Genomic DNA, 19,572 nt, shown 5'->3' with positions numbered 1-19,572 from the left:
ATCAGTATGGTGTTCATATGTTCAAATCCTGCACACCACTATCAATGTGCGGTGCCCAGAAGGCGATACTTTCCGCGATTTGACCAATCACTTCGCGGTCATTCGGTTCGCGCTCTTTGAAGGACAGCTCAAGACAGATTTCATTGTCCACCGCACCGCCCTCAGCCAAGGCCGCCAGCAAGGGTGCTGGCTGAATACGGCCCTGCACGTTGAACGCGGCGGTAAAGGGGCGGTGGCCGCCCTTGTCCATCAGGCTTTGCTTGATGTGAATGATCGGGCTGACCTTTGGCACCGCGCGCGCCCAGGCATAGGGGTCATAGTCCGCCGGATCAGGGCTGGTCACATCGCCGTGGTCAATATCGGCCATCATCTTCATCGGGACGGCCATATCGGCAGCGTCCAGCCGGTCTTGCAACGCCAGGGCTGCTGCGATGGTTTCCCCGAATTCGCGCCCGATGCTCATCGGTTCCCAAAAAATGAACTCCAACCCGGCGCTTTTGGCGTGTTCCGCAACCTGCGCCCAGCACTCGATCGCCGTGTCGATCAGGGCGGCACGCCGACTTGGGTCGTCGTAGTCGCTGTAGGTGAATATCGCGAATTGCGTACCAACCGAGGTGCCCCCCAATTCAGCTGTGATATCGGCAAAGGTCTTGAACCACTCGACGTAATAGCGCCGCACATCAGGGTCAGGATGGCCAAAGTGGTTGAGCCGTCCATAAGGCCCCGTCATGCCGCTGGTGACGCGCACGCCGGTGCGGCGCAAAGCTGCGCCCATCGTGTTGGTCAGCCGCGCGGCGACCGGAGCTGGCCAGCTTGGGTTGATGAATTCATGGGTCAGTTGCAGATCACGGATACGCAGATCCCGCGCGACGGTGTCGATCAGGTCGTCCGGCTGTGCAAAGCGGTTGACCAGCGGGTTCGTGTTCAGCGAAAGCGTCAATGCCATCGAGGCCCCTCCCAGCAAAAGCTCGGTATTATGAAATCGGGCATCGCCGTGGCGCGGCAATGCTCCAGCAGCGCATCCTCGGACAGACCGGCATGCAATCCGGTGCGCACCAAAGCCGTCGCAAAGCCCGCGGCCCGCCCCCCTGCGATATCATGTTCGGGGCTGTCACCAATGCATAAAATGCGTTCTGACGGCCCCAAAACCGCCTGCCCCATGCGGTAGATCAGCGGATAGGGCTTTCCAACCCACTCCACCGTGCCACCCAGTTCTTCGTAAAGCTGCGCAATGACCCCTGCCCCAAACCGCTGCCCCTGTGGCGTGAGCATTTTGATATCCGGGTTGGTGCAAAAAGCGGGCACGCCACGCTGCGCCGCAGGGGCCAGCCATGTGCGGTAATGCGCGCGGTCAAATTCATCTGCGCGGCTGCCTGCGATGATCAGCAGATCCGCCGCTGCGGCCTCATCCACCGGAGTCAGATGAAGCCCTGCAACCGCCGACATATCCCCGTCACGCGCGTGAACCCAAACGGCGGCACCGGGGGCGATATCCTGCCCGATCCGGCCTTTGATTTCGGCAAAGGCGGCTTCCCCGGATGACATCACGGTGATGTAGCTATCCCGGTCAAACCCCAACCGCGTCAGGCGCGCCGAATTCGGGGCTGCACGCTTGCCGGAGTTTGACAAAAGCACCACCTGCTTGCCCATCCCCGTCAGGGTGGACAAGGCCGCCGCTGCCCCCTGATACGCCCCTGTGCCATCCAACAGCACGCCAAACTGGTCGATCAGAAACGCGTCATACTGCGGGGCAAGGGTCATCAAATCCGTTTTCATAGGGCCGACCGTGCCAAAAGCGCTGTGCCGAACGCGGCCTCACCGGACAGCGGTTCGGGCATTGCGACGGACAGGCGACGCGCTCTGATCCGGGTCCATGCTGCATTCGCAGAACCGCCGCCCACGGATCGAACGCTGCGCAAGTCGGGCGCACCAAGCTCAGCCAGCCGCGCGTAGGCCTGCGCTTCGATGTCTGCGATACCTTCGAACATGGCCTGCAGATGCGTGCTGTCCGCTGCCGGGCGCGGCCCCATGACCGGTGCGTGTTCCGGGTCACTGATCGGAAAGCGTTCACCGGGTTTGGCCAGCGGGTAATAAAATAATCCGGTGTCGGTCTCAGGGTCGATCCGGGTCGAAAGAGCCGCGATCTCAGGCGCGGAAAAGACCGACAACAGCGCATTGCCCCCGGTGTTGGACGCACCACCCGCGAGCCAAAGGCCCAATATTTTGTGGCTGTAGATACCGAATTGCGGCGCGAATACCGGCTGATCGGACAAGAGCTTGATCGTCAGCGTACTGCCAAGCGCCGTCACCCCATCCCCGGCCTGCGCCGCGCCCGTGGCCAGAAAGGACGCGCAGCCATCCGTTGTGCCCGCAACCACCGCGCAATCCGGGCTGAGGCCAAAGAGGTTATCTCCCACCTGCCCGACTACCGTTCCCGGTGCTACGACCTCCGGCAACACTGCCGGGTCGATCACCTCCGCGATCCAGTCGGGCCAACTGCCGCTGACGGGATCATATCCGGTTTTAAGCGCATTATTTTCGTCGCTGATCCAGCGCCCGCTGAACTGCCTGGCGATCCAGTCGGCCTGATGCACCACACGTGCGGGCTTATGCGTCAGCAGCTGCACCGCCCGCGCCAGACCACTGGTGGCCCCGCGTGCTGCGGTCGTTTCGGGTGAGGCGGCGGTGATACGGTCCAACAGCTCCGCATCGGTACAGACGTCATTATACATCACACCGTCGGACAAGGGCACGCCCATGGCATCAATCGCCAGCATCGTGCCCGAGGTGCCATCAACCGCCATTGCACGTACGTCGCGCGCGTCAACATCCTCCAGTGCCGCCAAGACCGCCTGTTCCGTTGCCGCCCACCAGACGGACGGGACGCGCGGGCTGCCGGGGTGATCGGCATGGGCGGATTTGCCCGTGCTGACAAGATGCCCGGCTGCATCAGTCACCACGGCCCGCGCGCCGGAGGTGCCCAGATCAATACCGAGGTAAAGCTCAGCCATTCAGCGCCTGCCGATATTTTTCGGCGTCCCAATCGAGCAATTCGCCATTTTCCGCCATGGTCAGATAGTTCAAAACGGCGCTTTCGGGCACACGCGTCAGCACATCCCCAAGACACTGCGCAAGGGCCCATGCACCCACCGTTGCATCCGCACGTATGGCAGCCCCCTTGCCCGGGATCAGGACAAAGGGCGGGCTGTCGCCCATGGGTGGCGCGTCACAGGCCATGGCCCCCACGCCGCAGAAAATCACGTGATCGGGATACAGACTGCCACCCGTCGCCATCCCCAACAGCGCAGGATCGCAGGCCACCGCAGACAGGGAGGCCGGGCCCGCAACCCAGCCCTCAGGCAGATCGCCGGGCGGGGCCGCGCGCCGGGGCCGCGACTCCACGCGCAGCGCCTCAGCTACGCCGAGCAAAAGATCACCCGCGGCACCAACCGTATCGGCCGCGACGATCACGCCGTGATTGCCGAGAACGATGACATCGCAGCCTTGCCGGACCAGATCGCGCACCTGCCGCGCCAGATTGGCCCCCGGTTTCGCATAAGGTGTGACGCCCCAGTTGAACCCGACCAGTTTTTGACCGATGGCAGCCACCGGGTCGGCCTGAATTGCATGCGCCAGCGTATGGACACAATGCGCATGAAGCACGATGCGCTGCTCAAAAACCGCATGCAGCGATGTTTCGATCGAGGGGCGCAAGCCGTCCTGCGCCAGCGCAAACTCCATCGGCTGATCAGCGCGGGCCTCGCCCTTTTCCAGACTGGCCCGCATGGCTGGCAGATCACAGGCCACGAAGATATCTCGCGCCTCGGCATCGGCCAAAAGCGTGCCCGACGCCTTGATCCACATCACATCACCATCCTTGACGGATGTATTGCCCCCCGCCGCCTGTATCAGCATCGGATCGGCCCCGATCCGGGCGGACAGGCTGGCAAGCTCTGCCAGATCAGCGGGCTGCATCGTCATGTTTGCCGCTCCAGATTTTGCGCAACCCACGCGGTAAAGGCGTCGATCTGCTCAGCACTCATCTGCAAATTCTCCTTGGTGCGGCGGTACAGGATATCCTGCGCGGACATCGCCCATTCGTGGGTCGCAAGATAGCGCACCTCTGCCTCAAAGAGGCGTGGGCCGAATTGAACCCCCAGATCCTCCAGCGCGGTTGCATCCCCAAGGATCATCCGCATCCGCGTGCCATAAAGCCTGCCCCAGTGCAGCACCAGATCCGCCGGCAGCCATGGGTATTCGCGCTGTATATCCGCAACAAAGCGGTCAAAATCCGCGTCTGCAATATCGCCACCGGGCAGCGGCGCTTTCGCCGTCCAATCCGCGCCCATCTGCGGGAAAAAGCCGTCGAGCTTTTGCAGCGCATGTTCTGCCAGCTTGCGAAAGGTCGTAATCTTGCCACCAAAGACATTCAACAGCGGCGCACCGCCTTGTGTTTCAAGATCGAACACATAGTCGCGCGTCACGGCTGACGGGTTGCCCGCGCCGTCATCATAAAGCGGGCGCACGCCTGAAAAGCTCTGCACCACATCGTCACGGGTCAATTCCTGTTTGAAATAGCGGTTCACCGCTGCCAGCAGGTAATCAATCTCGCTCTGATCCGCTGTGACGGCTTCAGGCGCGCCATCATAGGCAATATCGGTCGTGCCGATCAGCGCCTTGTCGCCCTCATAAGGGTTGATGAAGATCACGCGTTTGTCGTGGTTCTGGACCAGATAAGCCTGCTGCCCCTCCCAGAATTTCGGCGTGATGATATGAGAGCCCTTAACCAACCGCACATTGCGCTTGCTGTTGGTGCCGGTCACGCGCCCGACAACATCCGTCACCCATGGGCCCGCCGCATTGACCAGTGCGCGGGCGGAAAAGGCGCGTGTGCCCTCCGGGCCCTGCACGGTGATGTCCCACCGATCCCCGTTGCGCCGCGCCGATGTGCAGGCCGTGCGGGTCAGAACCTCGGCCCCTTTTTCAGCGGCGTCCACCGCATTCAGGATCACAAGACGGCTGTCGTCGACCCAGCAGTCGGAATATTCAAACCCTTTGGTATACCCATCCTTGAGCGGCACCCCTTCGGGAGCGCGGCGCAAGTCCAACACCCTAGTGCCGGGCAGCTTTTTGCGCCCGCCCAGATTGTCATAGAGAAACAACCCCAGACGGACCAGCCAGGCAGGCCGATCATCCGGCGAATGGGGCAGAACGAACCGCATTGGCCAGATGATATGCGACGCGGCGTTGAGCAAGACTTCACGTTCGATCAGCGCCTCGCGCACCAGCCGGAATTCGTAATACTCAAGATAGCGCAGCCCGCCATGAACCAGCTTGCCCGACCGCGAAGATGTGCCCTGCGCCAGATCATCCTTTTCGCACAGCACAACCTTGAGGCCACGCCCGGCGGCATCGCGTGCGATCCCTGCCCCGTTGATGCCGCCCCCGATGATGAAGAGGTCGCAGGGTTCGCTCATTGGGCGGTGTCCTTTGCCTGCACGCCGTAGCTTTCGAACCCTTTGGCGGTCTCTTCGATCTCGCCGTCGCTGAGCAACACCGGCCCACCAATCGCCAATGTATGGACATATTGATGCGCCAGCGCTTCCAGCTCACCCGCCAGCCAAAGCGCGCGCGTGAGGTCAGACGCCCCCACCACCATGCCATGGTTGGCCATCAGACAGCCATTGCGCCCCTCCATCGCCTCCAGAATATGCTCGGACAATTCTGCCGTGCCATAGCGGGCGTAATCGCAGACACGAATGTCGGGGCCACCAAAAGCCGCAATCATGTAATGCACCGCGGGGATCGGTTTGCGCGCGATGGCCAGAATGGTCGCATAGGGTGCATGGGTATGCACCACCGCGTTGATGTCCGGGCGCCCGCGCAGAATGTCGCGATGAAAACGCCACTCGGATGAAGGTTTGTTCGGCCCCTCCCAACCGCCATTGTCATCGTCCAGACGCATCCGGGCGATCATGTCCGGCGCAATCACGTCATAGCCGACAGCCGATGGCGTGATCAGCATATGATCGCGATCGCGCATCGACACATTGCCCGATGCACCCCGATTAAGCCCGTCCGCTTCCAGCTTCTTGCAGGCTGTGATGATATCCTCGCGCTGTCCCATCAGATCAGCACGGGTTGCGCGCGGGTTCACCCGCGATGAAACGACGGACTTCTTCGGCGGCCTGTTCCGCCGCATAGGTCACGGTGCGCACCGACGCCCCGGCGATATGCGGGGTCAGGGTCACATTGGGCAATTGCAGCAGCGGCCAGTCCTTGGGCACCGGTTCGACACCAAAGGTTTCCATCATGGCGCTGCCGATTTCACCCTCCACCAGTGCTGTGTAAAGATCATCGTAATGGCACATCGGGCCACGGGCCGTGTTCACGAATAACGCATCGTTTTTCATTTTCTTGAAGGCCTCTTTGTTCATCATTTCTTTTGTCTCATCGGTGACGCGCGCATGCAGCGTAACCACGTCCGCCTCGCTCAACAGGCGGTCCAGTGTCATATGTTCCACCCCCGCTTTCGCATCCTCAGGGGTCAGTTGCACATAGGGGTCGCAAACCAGCACCTTGGTCCCAAAGGCGCGCAGCAGCTTGACCACTTTGCTGCCGATATTGCCATAGCCGATGACGCCCACGGTCATCTCATTCAATTCGCGGCCCGTGATATCGGCCCGGTAAAGATCACCGCGCCATATGCCATTGCGCAACGCCTCGTGACCTTCGCGGATCTTGCGGGTCTCGGTCAGGATGGCCCCAAGGGTAAATTCCGCCACGGCGCTGGAATTGCGCCCCGGTGTGTTGACCACCGTGACCCCGTGATCCGCCGCCGCCTTCATATCCACATTGACCGGCCCGCCGCGCGACACCGCGACCAGTTTCAGGTTCGGCATCCGCGCCAGCATCTCGCGCGACACAGGGGCCAGATGGGTCACCAGAATTTCCGCATCCCCGACGAAGTCGACCACATCATCCGCCGTGCCGAAATACTCCTTGAGATCATCCATGCCCTTGACCGAATAGCCATGTTCCATCGGTTCATCGGGCCAATTGTCCTTGCGGGTGCGGATGTCAACCGCGTCGCCACAGGCCGCCGCAAGCGCATCGGCAAATTTCTCCGGCAGCATGAACAGATCGCCTATGATCGCGACTGACTTAGGCATGATGTGTCTCCTTGATTGTGGCGAGCGTCGCCCAGACCGGGGCGGCATCTGTGCGGATGGTGCGGTAGGATGGAAACAAAGCGCTGTAGCGCGCAGCAAGGTCCGCGTCCGGTGCTTCGGCAGGCCCGAGCAAAGGCTGCACCCAATCGGCGATGCAGGCATTCATATCCGAATAGGCCCCGATCGCCACAGCAGCCGTCATCGCAGCCCCTGCCGCACCGGCTTCTTCGCGCGCGGTCGTGCGTACATTTGCGCCCAGAGCAGCAGATAAAACCTTGCGCAGCGCGGCCGAGCGCGCGGCCCCGCCCGTCAGGCGCACCTCGGTCGGGACGCCGCCCATCGCGTCATAGCAATCGCGCGCCGCATAGCCCAACCCTTCGATGACCGCCCGCAGCAGATCGGCAAAGCCATGCTTTGATCCAAGCCCCATGAAAGCAGCGCGCGCGTTGGTGTCGGTGAAGGGTCCGCGCTCTCCCGCTTCCGAGATATAGGGGTGATAAATCACCTCGCCGGGGTTTGTACGCGCCAGCCACCCCTCGATCCGGGCAACGAGATCGGCGTGTTCAACAGCGCCGCCCATCTCGCGGATCAGATCCGCCCCCAGCCCAAGCAGCCAGTCGATGTTGAGCGTTGAGGCCATATTCGTCTGGATTTGCGCAACAAGGCCCGGCACAGGCAAGACCATGACATAGCCCGAAGGCTCCGCACTCAGAGTGACATCTGCCGCCGGGGTTGCGCGCATGTGCATCCCCGTTGATCCCACGATGGTGCAGCCCGTCGCGGCATCCGGCGTGTAAAGCCCCGCGCCCAGCCCGGTACAGGCCACATCCACATAGGCCAGCGCCACGGGCGTGCCCTCCAACAGCCCGGTCTGCGCGGCGGCCTGTGCGGACAGGCCATGAGTTTGCTGCGCACCATCGACGATTTCGGGCAGCAATCCACGGCGATGGGTCAGCCCAAGGCTGGCAATCACCGCGCCGCTATAGGCGCGGGTGCGAAAACTGCCGAAGGTGAAGTTGGCTTCTGACGGGTCGGTCGCCCGCACGCCGGTCAGGTTGAGATATATCCAGTCCTTACAGTGCAGCGCGACTTCGGCGGTGTCCAGCACCTCCGGCATCGTCGCATCCATATGCGCCAGTTGGACGCCCATCTGGCAGGCGTTCAACCCGGTGCCGGTGCTCTGGAACCGCTCCCGCGGTTCTGTCGCGCGCAAGCTGGCCGCCGTGGCAGCACTGCGCGCATCAAGCCAAAGCCATGCATCCGTGACGGGCCGGTTGTCCTTGCCCACAAGCCACGTGCCGTCCCCCTGCCCCGTCACTGCAAGGGCCGCCGTGCGCGCCGCAAGATCGGGCACCTTGTCGGCCAGATCGCGCAGGGTCCGGGCGCAATCCGCCCATGTCGTATCCTGACACTGAAACGCCGCGCCATCCGCGCGCGTGGTATAGCGGTTGGGCACAGAGGCGACGGCGATCTGCGTGCCGTCCAGCAGGAATGCCACCGATTTGATGACCGATGTGCCTGCATCAATCCCGATCAGAATATCACGCGCCTGAGCCGTCATGCCATATGCGCCCCGTGGCTGAGGGCAGCGCCCGTGTCCTTGTCAAAGACATGCAGATCCTCCGGTGCGAGACGCACATGGATGGCATCCCCCACCGCCACATCCGCCCGGTCGTGTTCGACCAGAACGATGGTGCCGTTCGCAAAACTGGCGGCGATATGGCTCTGATCGCCCAGCCACTGGTTCGCGATGACCTTTGCCTCAGCGCCCGCCGTGTCGCGGTGCACCGCATAAGGGCGCACCCCCAGCACGATGTTCTTGCGCGCCAAAAGGCTCGCGCGCACTTCGGGGGCAAAAGCATCAGCGGCATAACTCAGATTCAGACCCTGCCCCAGATCGAGGTGCAAATGCCCCTGCTGATCGCTGGCTTGCGCGTCAAAAACATTCATCGGCGGCTCGCCCACAAAAGTGCCGGTGAACAGATTGGCCGGTGCTTCCTTGATGGTCTGCGGGGTGGCAAATTGCTGCAACACACCGCCCTCCATCACCGCGATCCGGTCTGCGAGCGCGTTGGCTTCGGTCTGATCATGCGTCACGAGGATCGCCGTCAGCCCACGTTCCTTGATATAGTATTTGATCCGCCCGCGCAGCAGAGTGCGCAATTGCGGTTCCAACTGACCCATGGGTTCGTCCAGAAGGTGCAAATCCGCATCGCGGATTAGCGCGCGCGCCAGCGAGGCCCGCTGTTGTTGCCCGCCAGACACCGACGTCGGATACCGGTGCAGAATGTCGGTAATCTCCAGCATCTCGGTCACTTCCTTGACCTTGGCCTCTACCTCGCTGGCGGGCAGTTTCGCGGCCTTGAGCGCAAAGGCAATGTTTTCACCCACGGTCACGGTCGGGTAAAGCGAATACCCCTCAAAGGCCATCGCCACATTGCGCCGAACCGGCGGGAGCGTCTGAATTTCGCGGCCCGCCAGTTCGATCGTCCCCCGGCTGGTTTCCTCAAAGCCCGCGATCATCCGCAAGGTCGAGGTTTTACCGCAGCCAGATGAGCCCAAAAGCGCGATAATCTCGCCTTTCATCACGTCCATGTCGATGTTCTGGATCGCATGAACACTTTTGCCGATGGCACCGTAGAACTTGTCGACGCCCGTCAGTTTCAACAGCGCGCTCATCATGCGGCTCCTTGTGTTTTTGCGGCCTGTGTCGGTGCAACCCGGTTGCCTGTGGCGCGGTCAAACAGATGGATGTGGGTCGCGTCAATCGTGACAAAGCCCGTCCCCTGCGCAGGTCCCGGACTGCCCGCCGGGCGCGACACCATGATTTCGCGACCATTTTGGGTCAGTCCGAGGGTCACGGTTTTCTCGTTCAGCGGTGTTTCCGTCTCGATTATAAGGGGGATCGCCCCTGCGGTGCCTTCTGCGACAAAGCGGATCGCTTCGGGGCGAATGCCAACCGTGCACGCGCGCCCAACCATTTCGGCATATCCGGCATCAACGGTCACGGGAACACCGGACAGGGTAAACTGCACACCACCTGCGCCTTGTGTGAGCGTAACATCCAACAGGTTGATCACCGGGTCGCCAAACAGGCGGGCAATCTCGATATTGGCCGGGGCGAGATAGATATCGGACGGCGTGCCGGTCTGTTCGATGCCGCGCGCACTCATCACCGCGATCCGATCCCCAAGCGCCATCGCCTCTTTGTAGTCCTGCGTGACGTAGATCACCGTGGCGTTCTGCTCCTTGAGCAGGCGCGGCAGTTCCAACCGCATCTCGAACCGCAGCTTTGCATCCACATTGCGCAAAGGGTCATCAAGCAGCAGAATGTCAGGCTCCCCCGCAAGGGCGCGGGCAAGGGCGGTGCGCTGCTTTTGACCGTTGGACAGTTCCTTGGGCTTGTGGTGCAGCACATGTTCGATCTTGAGCATCCGGGCGATCTTGCCCACTGTGTCGGTGATCCCCGATTTACTCATGTTGCGCGCGGTCAGGGGGGCTGCGATATTGTCGGTCGCATCCATATGGGGGAACAGGGCAAAGTTCTGGAACGCCATGCCGATGCCCCGGTCCTCTGGCTCAACCCCGTTCATGTCACGCCCCTGAATGGTGATGCTGCCTGCATCCGGCTCAACCACGCCAGCGATCAGACGCAACAGCACCGTTTTACCCGCCCCGGAGGGGCCGAACAACACCAGTGTCTCCCCCTGATCCACCGACAGGCTGACCCCGTCCAGAACCACGTCCTTTTTGAAGGCTTTGACAATATTCTCAAGCGCCAGAGTCATGGTTTATCCTTTCACCGCGCCAAGGCTGAGGCCTTCGACAAGGTAGCGTTGTGCATAAAGCGCGAGCGCAAAAGTCGGCGCAATCGACAGGATGATCCCCGCCGCGATCTGCCCGTATTGCACGCCGGAGGCGGTGATAAAGGCCAGCGCCCCGACCGTGACCGGCTGCTTGTCCGCCGAGGCAAGCACCAGCGCAAAGATAAAGTTGTTCCATGCAAAGATGAACGCCAGCAGGGCCGCCGCCGCAATTCCCGGCCCCGCCAGAGGCAGCGCAATCTTGCGGAATGTCGTCCACCAGCGGTGGCCTGCAATGCGATAGGCATATTCGATATCTGCTGGAATATCCTCAAAATAACCCCGCACGATCCACAGGATGAGCGGCAGCACGATCAACTGGTAGACCCAGATCAACCCGCCGTAGGTATTGGCCAAGCCCAACTGCTGAAAATAAATCGTGAGCGGCAAAAGCACCAGCAGCGGCGGCGCGAAGCGAAAGGACAAAAGCGTAAAGGCGATGTCTTCGGAGCCGCGGAATTTCAGCCGCGCAAAGGCATAGGCCGCAGGCACACCAAGGATCAGACCCACCGCAACAGAGGCCGTTGACAAAAACAGCGAGTTGAACAGATTACCCATGAACTTGATTTCAAGGGAGCTGGTATCCGTCACAAGCTGGCCGGTAATCAGCCCCCGGTAATTCTGCAATGTCGGTTCAAAGAACACCGAAGGTGGCACCTGAAGGATCGTTGCATTGGTCTGGAACGACATCAGGATGATCCAGAAAATCGGGAACATGAAGAACAGGATCACAAGGGTGATCGCGATGCCGCGCAGGACAGTCTCAAATGGAGAGGTGGTGTTCATGGCCTTGCCCCTATGCGTCGCCGCGCTGCCGTTCACGCAGACGCAGCCAGTTTTTGATAAAGATGCTCGACAAGAAATAGGTGATCGCCCAAAGGATCATCATCAGCGCTGCAGAACGCCCCACATTCGTCGATTGGAAGAAGTTCAGATAGGCTTCAACCTGAAACACGGTCAGCGCATCGCCCGGCCCCCCTTGGGTCATCGCGTAAATGATGTCGAACTGCTGAATGCTCTCGATCATGCGGAACAATACTGCGGTCAGCAGGAAGGGTGTCAGCATGGGCAGGGTGATGCGATAAAATACGAACCATCGCGGCACGCCGTCCAATGCGGCGGCCTCAAAAGGTTGTTGCGGCAGGGAGCGCAGCCCGGCCAGCAGCAGGATCATGATAAAGGGTGTGTAGACCCAGACATCGACGATCACGACCGTCAGCATTGCGGTCTGCGGATCGGACGCCCAGTTGAAATCGGTAAAGCCCAGCAAGTCTGCAAAATAGGAAAGAATGCCAAAGCCCGGATTTGTCATCAACTTCCACATCAGGGCCGCAAGCGCCGGGGCCGTCATCAACGGCATAAGCAGCATGATCGAAACGAAATTGTTGAACCGCGTCCGCTTTTGCAGCAGAAGGGCAATCCCCAAGCCCAACAGCAACTCGATCCCCACCGCGCAGAACGCGTAGGTGAGCGACACTTTCAACGTGTTCCAGAACGACGCATCCGACATGAAATTCAGGTAGTTCTGGCCCCAGTTGTATTCCCGCGCCCAGGGTTGCGACAGACGATAGCGCTGCAGCGAATACAACACCGCCGTGAAAAACGGGATCAGAATGCCAATGCAGACCAGCAAGGCGGGCAGACTGAGCACATAGGGCAGCATCCGTCTGCTGACTTTAAATCGCCTGCGAGGGGGGGCGCCTATCGTTGCGTCTGACATGAACAATCGTCTCCTGTATCTCTGAGCGCTCTCAGAGCATGCAATTCACAGTGTGCGTGTAAAACAGTGGGGGCCCGCCTGCACAAGGCTGGCGGACCCTTTCGTCTCTGCTGACTTAGTGCAGGCCAGCCTCACCAAGCTGGGTGTTGACGGATTCGGCCAGCATATCCAGCCCTTCATCAACAGGCACCTCATTGGCGACCATCTTCTGAAGCGTCTCTGCCCACTCGGTCGTGAGGTCAAAGAACAGCGGCTGCGGCGTGAATTTGATCGATGCCCCCGGTGCCGATGCATCATGCATTTCGACATATCCCGAGTATTTCGACGACAGTTTGTCACGGAACATTTCATCCGCCCACACCGAAGAACGTGCGGGGTTCACGAGGTCCATCTCACGCGCGCCGAACAGGTCATGCTCAGGGCCCGTGACCCATTGCAGGAAGTACCATGTGGCGTCCTTGTTCTGTGAGGCCCGCGACATCGCCATCGACCAGATCCAGATGTTTGGCGTCGGCGCGGCTGCGTCAGGGTTGGCCGCAAAGCCAGAGAAGGCAAGGTTGCCCGCTTCTGCATTCTCGCCACCGTTCATGAAGTAGCCGAGAATGTCCGCGTCAAACATCATCGCAGACTTACCAGCCCCCACATCCGTGCCGACCTGATACCATGTGTGCGTTGACCAGTCAGGGGCACCGGAATCCTGGATCATCTTGACCCATTTGCTGTGGTATTCCTTGGACACATCCGTGTTCATGGCAGCCGACAACATGCCATCATCGCCAACGGTCAGATCGACCTGATCAAAGTTGGTATATCCCGACAGGAAACCGGGGTGGATCGTCGCCCAGCTGCGCGAGCCGCGCACACCGATACCATAGCCGCCTTCCATGACGGATTTGGCCGCCGATGCCGTGTCCAGCAACTCGTCGATATTGGTGGGAACGGACAGGTTGTTGGCGTCGAAAATCCGCTTGTTATAGGTCAGGTTGTTCTGCTCATAGGCCAGTGGGATACACCACTGCTTGGCATCATCAGACCCGATAGGCGCACCGGGAACACCGCTCCATGCGCAGGATTTGCGCACGCCTTCGAGCACGTCTTCCCACATGTAATCCGGGTTGGTCTTGGTGTCGTCCATGATCCATTCGTTCAGATCCTCGACCCAGCCCGCAGGACCATAGGTCCATGTCATGTAGGCCCCGGTCATGAAGGCATCATATTCGCTGGAGCCTGACGACAAGGCGGCCGTTACCTTGTCGAAATACACATCTTCGGGGAAGACGTCATATTCCACATTCATGCCGGTGAGTTCCTTGAAGTTCTCAAGGTTGGCAATCATCGCATCCGTATAAGGGTGCTGGTTGAGCAGCAGACGCACGGTTGTGCCTTCGTGCTTTTTCCAGTCAAACCCGTTCTGCGCCAGCGCACGGGTAGCCGAGGCATTGACCAGTATCGCCGCCGCAGATGTGGACAGGCCGAGCGCGCCAAGGCCCCTGAACAGTGAACGCCGGCTCATCTTGCCAGCCGTGAAGCTGTCTATCAGCTTGTTTTCTTTATCATACATTAGATTTCCTCCCTAGGTTTCAAAATCGTATCAGTCTTGCAAAAGCGCGCGTGCCGTGCGCTCATCAGTGATGAGGCCGCTCAGGCAACCGTTCATCAATACAGATCGGATTGCGCCGACCTTCTCTTTGCCACCTGCAATGGCGACAATCTTTTTGCCCTCGGAACCGTTCAGCCCCGCAGACATTGTTCGCTCGGTCAGAGCGGTTCGTATGGTGCGCCCCTCCGCGTCAAAGAACTGCCCGAGCAATTCGCCAACGCCACCCTTGGCAACGACGTCCTTTATCTCTGGCGCTTCTATCATGCCGGATGACACCAGCGACGCGCTGGGTTCGGTTGTGCCGATGCCAACAACCTTCAATTCGGAATTTGCCGCCAATTCGAATACTTTGGACACACCGCGCTGGTTCAACAGTACCTCACGGTCTTCAACCGAATTGGCAAAGAACGGAACGGGCATTACATAGGCCGCGGCCCCCGTTTTGGCCGTCAGACGGGCCATCACGTCATGCGGTGTGGCCGAATAATTCCGGGTCAACCCGCCAAGCAGCGACACGAATTTGACCTTGCTGCCGTCGCACCGGCCCATCTGGTCGACCGATGCAGCCAAGGTTCGACCATGACCGATCCCGATACAAGCATGATCACCATTGTCGATCTCACGCTTGATGAAAGACGCGCCCGCCTGACTTAACGTGCGCAGAGGCAATCCCGGCTCTCCGAGGTCAGGCGCAATTTCGCATGTTTTCAACCCGTATTTCGCCGCGATTGCGCTTTCCAGGGCGATGCATTCCGCGATGTCCCCTTCGATCGAGACCTTGACCAGACCATCCTGCACCGCGCGCGCGATCAGGCGATGCGCCTTGACCGATGGCACCCCAAGCCGCTTGGCGACCATCGCCTGTGTGAGCCCACCAACGTAATGCAGCCATGCAGCACGCACAGAAAGGCTCGCCTCCATCGCCATCTTTTCCGCCGTGAGCGCCATTCATTCCCCCATGGAACCGATTTAGCCAAGTCGCGAAACCGAATTTTATTCCACCATGTGTAAAATTTTGCACTTTAAAGATAAGCGTGTCAACAACCTCCTACGCTGCATCGCAGCGCTCTACGCCTAGGGGGATGTGGGTGAGATCGACCCCGATAGACATCTGCCTGTCGGATCAGCGCCTGCGCCACGGATACCATCTGCGACTGCCCGCCTTACAGCTCGGAGATGTAGGATTCGGACAAATGCCCGATACCCGCGTCATGCAGGGCAGCCCCGACCGCACCCATATCCTCAGCACTGACGCGCCAGCCAGCGAGGTTCTTGCGCGCCATCATCACGACGTCGAACACGGTAAGCGCGGCACTGACGGCAAAGAACTGCGGCATGAAACACACCCGCCTGAGCCGGTTGCGGGAGGAGAGCGTCGAAAGATCGGTGCCGTTCAGGTTGACCATGCCAGTGCTGGGTGTCAGCAGGCCCGCGATGACACGAAACAGGGTGGATTTGCCTGACGCATTGGGCCCGATCAGAGCGGTCAACTCCCCCCGGTGCAGCGCGTTGAAGCTGGTCCCGCAGAGCACGCGGCGGCTGTCATAGGCAAAGGTCAGATCGGTTGCGAAAAGGGTCACTGCCAGTGCCTTTTGCGTTGGCTCAGAATGAGGCTGACAAAGAAGGGAATGCCAATCAGCAAAGTGATCATGCCGATGGGATAGACGATGCCGGGTGTGATCGCTTTGGACACGATCGAAGTTGACGACAGGATCAGCGCGCCCATCAGGGCAGACAACGGCAGAAAACCGCGCTGGTCCTCCCCGACTATGATGCGTGCGATATGGGGGCCGACGAGGCCGACAAAGGCAATGGCGCCCACAAGGATCATCGCTTCGGGCGTCACCCCGCGCAATTAGATAAAGGCAAAGAGCGCCAGCGAAGCCAGAAGCGAAAACATGAAAGCATTGACCGTGACCAGCGGCCGGGATCAGCGAAAAGCCAAGACGGCAGGTAGAATCAGGCCAGCAACGGCAATCTTTGTCCAGCGCGCCGGGGTCTGCGCGCCCCTGCCAAAGCGTCGACAACCGGGCTTGGTTTTCGAGCCGGTCGATCAATGTGACGATGCCGAACACACCCGCCTTATCCAGTGCAGAACCATCAGCAAACGGGGTCAGTCCAACCGTACGGATACCGCACATCGTTTTGCCTGCACAGGCTTTGGGTCTTGTTTTAGCGATTGCATGCAGCAGCTCAAATTGATCCAGGACCCTTAATCACTTTTGAAGAAGGCGTCGAAATCGCGGGCGGGCATTCTGCGCGACCTGACTTGGCGATGCCATGAAACTATATCAAAGCCCTTTAAGTTTCCGATATAAAGAACAAACAAGGAGGCCTGTATGAAGATTGGTATTATCGGTGAGGGGGCCATCGGCCGCTATGTGATTGATCAGCTTAGCATTGAAGGGCGGGCACATCTTGTTTCGCTTGTGCGGCCGGCGCGTATGGACAGTGCGAATGACAAAGTGTCCGTTCGTGTCGCAAGCGTGGCCGACCTTCCCGATGATATTGATTTGATGGTCGATTGCGCGGGACATGCAGCATTGATCGAACATGGGGCGGCCATTCTGAAACGGGGCATTGATCTGGTGACCGTCTCACTGGGCGCACTTGCCGACGAAAATCTGGAACAACTCCTGACGCAAGCAGCACGGACCGGTGGGGCACAGCTGCATTTGGCCAGCGGTGCGATCGGCGCTTTGGATTGTCTGCAAGCTGCGCGTGTCGGGGGGCTGAGCGAGGTGACTTACACCGGACGCAAGCCGCCCGCCGGGTGGCGCGGATCTGCCGCGCAAGAGCGCGTCGATCTGGACGCTTTGACATTTGCCACCGCCCACTTCAGGGGCACGGCACGACAGGCGGCAACGCAGTATCCCAAGAACGCAAATGTCGCTGCCGCTGTGGCCCTTGCCGGATTGGGCTTTGATCACACACAAGCGGTTCTGATCGCAGATCCCGATGCAACCGCCAACATTCACGAAATACATGCATCCGGCGCATTCGGGAGTTTCGGCTTCAGGATCGAGGGCAAGGCCCTGCCCGACAACCCGCGCAGCTCTGCGCTTGCCGCGATGAGCGTCATTTCTGCCATCCATCGCCGCCGCGCTCCAATAACGACATAGCGCCCATATGTGTTGAAATCACACCCGTACCGGCGACCACGCGATGACACGTTTTGAGCTGCGCTACTGGTTGCAATGTGTCAGCACGGCAACCGGTAAGCATGCGGTGCGTGTTCTTGGCGTTCGGCCATTTAACAGGACCAATCGCGGCATCGTTCCGACAGTTTTTGGCAAAAGGCTCACCTGTCACGGCAAACCGATCTTTGCGCAGACTTCAAATGCCGCCCACAACAGGATGGTATGAACGAGGACAATAGCGGTCCCATTGTGGTGAGCACAGGTCGGTCGTCACCCGTCTGAGCCAGCAATTCGATTGCATGGCTTGTCGCATCGTTGCGATCGGGGTCCTCCAGTTCGGCGCTGGCCAGTAGGTTGCAATCTTAAACAGCTCGCCCGACATGATGTAGCCATCCGCGCCCTCGCCAGAGTTGGCCCGGTCCCGGCGCTGCGCTTTATTCGTTAGCAAGACAGTCTTTGAAATGCGACAGCACTTCGCCTCCCAATTTGGATGCACAGACGCGAGCCTATTCCAAACCTCAAAGCCACATTCAAAGACCACGGCACCGATTTGAGGGCGCTTGGAAAGCCCAAACCGCTGTGAGCGGTCTGTGGGTTTTGCCGCCCAGCACGGCGCGCGCACATAGCCGGGAGAAATATTCGACCCGCTTGAAAACGGCACCATGTTCCACAAGATTGAGCATGCGCATCGATTGATGACCCGGACAGCCCGGATAGTCCTATCTGAGTTACTCGCACATGATCATGAGCACGTTTGCTACTGTCATGTCACAAGCGAACGTTTCTGGAATTGCGCGTTTTTCCAGCGCTCTTCCTTGAGGATTTTCTCCAGTTTGTCGACAGCGCCAATGATGTCAGCCTCGTTCACTAGCAGCGGTGTAATCCCGAAACGCATGACGTTGGGAGCACGAAAATCGCCAATCACATTATCAGCTATCAGCGCCTGCATACAGGCATAGCCATGCTCAAACGCGAACGACACGTGGCTGCCGCGTTTCCTTGGATCACGCGGCGTGACCAGATCCAAGCCAGGGCAACGCGCCTCAATCTCGCTGATGAACAGCGCGCAGAGTTCTGCTGAGCGCGTCTGCAATTCGTCCATATCCACATTGTCCCAAATATCGAGCGCCACGGACAAAAGCGCGAAAGACGCAATCGACGGCGTGCCGATCCGCATCCGCTCGATCTTGCCTGGCATGGGGCGGAATGCGGTGTCAAAGGCAAAGGGGGCCTCATGCCCGTACCAACCCGACAAAAACGGCTCAACCGTGTCGAGCAGGCGGGGCGCCACATGGATAAACGCAGGTGCCCCCGGCCCACCGTTGAGGTATTTATACGTGCAGCCAACGGCGAAATCCACGTCACAGCCACCCACATCGACAGGCACCGCACCGGCAGAATGCGCCAGATCCCAGACCACCACCGCGCCCAGCGCATGGGCCTTGTCGATGATCGCCTTCATGTCGTGGCGCCGGCCCGTGCGGTAGTCGACTTCGGTGAGCATCACAACGCCAACGTCTTCGGTGATATGGTCCATGACGTCTTCGGGATCGGGCGTGCGCAACTCGTAACCTGCATCCTTCAGCTTGATCAGCCCCTCGACCATATAAAGGTCCGTCGGGAAATTTCCGTTGTCCGACAGGATCACCTTGCGGTCCGGCACCATCGCCATACCCGCTGCAACCGCCTGAAAGACCTTTATGGACAATGTATCACTGACCACGGTGGAGCCCGCAGGTGCGCCAATCAGACGCCCGATACGATCGCCCAGCGTATTGGTCTGCATGAACCAGTCCTTGGTGTTCCAGCCCTTGATCAGTTCGGTACGCCATTCATCGTTGAGAAAACTGGTCATGGCTGGCACCGACGCGCGCGGCATCGGCCCGAGGGAGTTGCCGTTAAGATAGATCATCCCTTCGGGCAGATCGAACTGCTGGCGTGTCCATTCAAAATCAGTCTTGTATTGGGTCACAGAATTTCCTCACTTCGAGATTTGTCTCAGGCGCTTGACCAGCGACACGTTTCTTTTCGTTGGTCCACCACGCTCTGGCATCAGGGCACAGACCCGTTCATTTGG

The 19,572-nt window shown here is 59.8% G+C and carries 18 protein-coding genes; 1 reads left to right on the top strand and 17 read right to left on the bottom strand.

What is annotated here, in order from left to right:
- Nucleotides 1-13: 13 nt before the first annotated feature.
- The 16 genes from K5Q35_RS18835 to K5Q35_RS18760 form a co-directional block, all read right to left on the bottom strand.
- On the bottom strand, nt 14-946 hold the full coding sequence (locus K5Q35_RS18835) for a sugar phosphate isomerase/epimerase (protein WP_220800950.1): 933 nt from the start codon (nt 944-946) through the stop codon (nt 14-16).
- Nucleotides 937-1,776: a TIGR01459 family HAD-type hydrolase gene (locus tag K5Q35_RS18830; protein ID WP_220800949.1), complete on the bottom strand. Its 840-nt coding sequence runs from the start codon at nt 1,774-1,776 to the stop codon at nt 937-939. The genes K5Q35_RS18835 and K5Q35_RS18830 overlap by 10 nt, the downstream gene beginning before the upstream one ends.
- Complete coding sequence (locus tag K5Q35_RS18825) at nt 1,773-3,011, bottom strand: FGGY-family carbohydrate kinase (protein ID WP_220800948.1); 1,239 nt, start codon at nt 3,009-3,011, stop codon at nt 1,773-1,775. Before K5Q35_RS18825 ends, K5Q35_RS18830 begins: the two co-directional genes overlap by 4 nt.
- Nucleotides 3,004-3,981, bottom strand: coding sequence for a class II aldolase/adducin family protein (locus tag K5Q35_RS18820; protein WP_220800947.1), 978 nt, complete (start codon nt 3,979-3,981; stop codon nt 3,004-3,006). Before K5Q35_RS18820 ends, K5Q35_RS18825 begins: the two co-directional genes overlap by 8 nt.
- Nucleotides 3,978-5,477, bottom strand: coding sequence for a glycerol-3-phosphate dehydrogenase (locus tag K5Q35_RS18815; RefSeq protein WP_013960802.1), 1,500 nt, complete (start codon nt 5,475-5,477; stop codon nt 3,978-3,980). Before K5Q35_RS18815 ends, K5Q35_RS18820 begins: the two co-directional genes overlap by 4 nt.
- On the bottom strand, nt 5,474-6,127 hold the full coding sequence (locus K5Q35_RS18810) for a class II aldolase/adducin family protein (protein ID WP_220800946.1): 654 nt from the start codon (nt 6,125-6,127) through the stop codon (nt 5,474-5,476). Before K5Q35_RS18810 ends, K5Q35_RS18815 begins: the two co-directional genes overlap by 4 nt.
- Nucleotides 6,128-6,131: 4 nt before the next feature.
- Entirely contained in the window at nt 6,132-7,172 is a 1,041-nt protein-coding gene (locus K5Q35_RS18805) for a 2-hydroxyacid dehydrogenase (RefSeq protein WP_220800945.1), read from the bottom strand.
- Entirely contained in the window at nt 7,165-8,733 is a 1,569-nt protein-coding gene (locus tag K5Q35_RS18800; RefSeq protein WP_220800944.1) for an FGGY-family carbohydrate kinase, read from the bottom strand. Before K5Q35_RS18800 ends, K5Q35_RS18805 begins: the two co-directional genes overlap by 8 nt.
- Nucleotides 8,730-9,851, bottom strand: a complete 1,122-nt coding sequence (locus tag K5Q35_RS18795) for an ABC transporter ATP-binding protein (protein ID WP_259650596.1) — start codon at nt 9,849-9,851, stop codon at nt 8,730-8,732. Before K5Q35_RS18795 ends, K5Q35_RS18800 begins: the two co-directional genes overlap by 4 nt.
- The gene (locus K5Q35_RS18790; protein WP_220800942.1) at nt 9,851-10,960 is read right to left on the bottom strand and encodes an ABC transporter ATP-binding protein; all 1,110 of its coding nucleotides are present in this window, start codon (nt 10,958-10,960) and stop codon (nt 9,851-9,853) included. The genes K5Q35_RS18795 and K5Q35_RS18790 overlap by 1 nt, the downstream gene beginning before the upstream one ends.
- A gap of 3 nt (nt 10,961-10,963) precedes the next feature.
- Complete coding sequence (locus tag K5Q35_RS18785; protein WP_220800941.1) at nt 10,964-11,821, bottom strand: carbohydrate ABC transporter permease; 858 nt, start codon at nt 11,819-11,821, stop codon at nt 10,964-10,966.
- Nucleotides 11,822-11,831: 10 nt separating this feature from the next.
- On the bottom strand, nt 11,832-12,755 hold the full coding sequence (locus K5Q35_RS18780; protein ID WP_220800940.1) for a carbohydrate ABC transporter permease: 924 nt from the start codon (nt 12,753-12,755) through the stop codon (nt 11,832-11,834).
- A gap of 115 nt (nt 12,756-12,870) precedes the next feature.
- Complete coding sequence (locus tag K5Q35_RS18775; RefSeq protein ID WP_013960794.1) at nt 12,871-14,316, bottom strand: ABC transporter substrate-binding protein; 1,446 nt, start codon at nt 14,314-14,316, stop codon at nt 12,871-12,873.
- A gap of 30 nt (nt 14,317-14,346) precedes the next feature.
- On the bottom strand, nt 14,347-15,303 hold the full coding sequence (locus K5Q35_RS18770; RefSeq protein WP_013960793.1) for a sugar-binding transcriptional regulator: 957 nt from the start codon (nt 15,301-15,303) through the stop codon (nt 14,347-14,349).
- 215 nt (nt 15,304-15,518) lie between these two features.
- Nucleotides 15,519-15,935 (bottom strand): ABC transporter ATP-binding protein, encoded by a 417-nt coding sequence (locus tag K5Q35_RS18765; RefSeq protein ID WP_259650595.1) that lies wholly within the window; start codon nt 15,933-15,935, stop codon nt 15,519-15,521.
- A complete protein-coding gene (locus K5Q35_RS18760) occupies nt 15,932-16,186 on the bottom strand; it encodes an iron chelate uptake ABC transporter family permease subunit (protein WP_259650594.1) in 255 nt (84 codons plus the stop codon). The genes K5Q35_RS18765 and K5Q35_RS18760 overlap by 4 nt, the downstream gene beginning before the upstream one ends.
- A gap of 508 nt (nt 16,187-16,694) precedes the next feature.
- Between K5Q35_RS18760 and K5Q35_RS18755 the strand changes: the two genes are divergently transcribed.
- Complete coding sequence (locus K5Q35_RS18755; RefSeq protein WP_220800939.1) at nt 16,695-17,477, top strand: aspartate dehydrogenase; 783 nt, start codon at nt 16,695-16,697, stop codon at nt 17,475-17,477.
- A 781-nt stretch (nt 17,478-18,258) separates the two neighbouring features.
- On the opposite strand, the gene kynU is transcribed toward K5Q35_RS18755, so the two are convergent.
- A complete protein-coding gene (kynU, locus tag K5Q35_RS18750) occupies nt 18,259-19,467 on the bottom strand; it encodes a kynureninase (RefSeq protein ID WP_220800938.1) in 1,209 nt (402 codons plus the stop codon).
- Nucleotides 19,468-19,572: the final 105 nt, after the last annotated feature.

It is taken from the genome of Roseobacter sp. OBYS 0001 (assembly GCF_019654895.1).
In the GTDB taxonomy this organism is placed as follows: Bacteria; Pseudomonadota; Alphaproteobacteria; order Rhodobacterales; family Rhodobacteraceae; genus Roseobacter; species Roseobacter litoralis.
The sequence above is the reverse complement of the archived record's forward strand: the minus strand, read 5'-3'. Positions and strand labels throughout refer to the sequence as shown.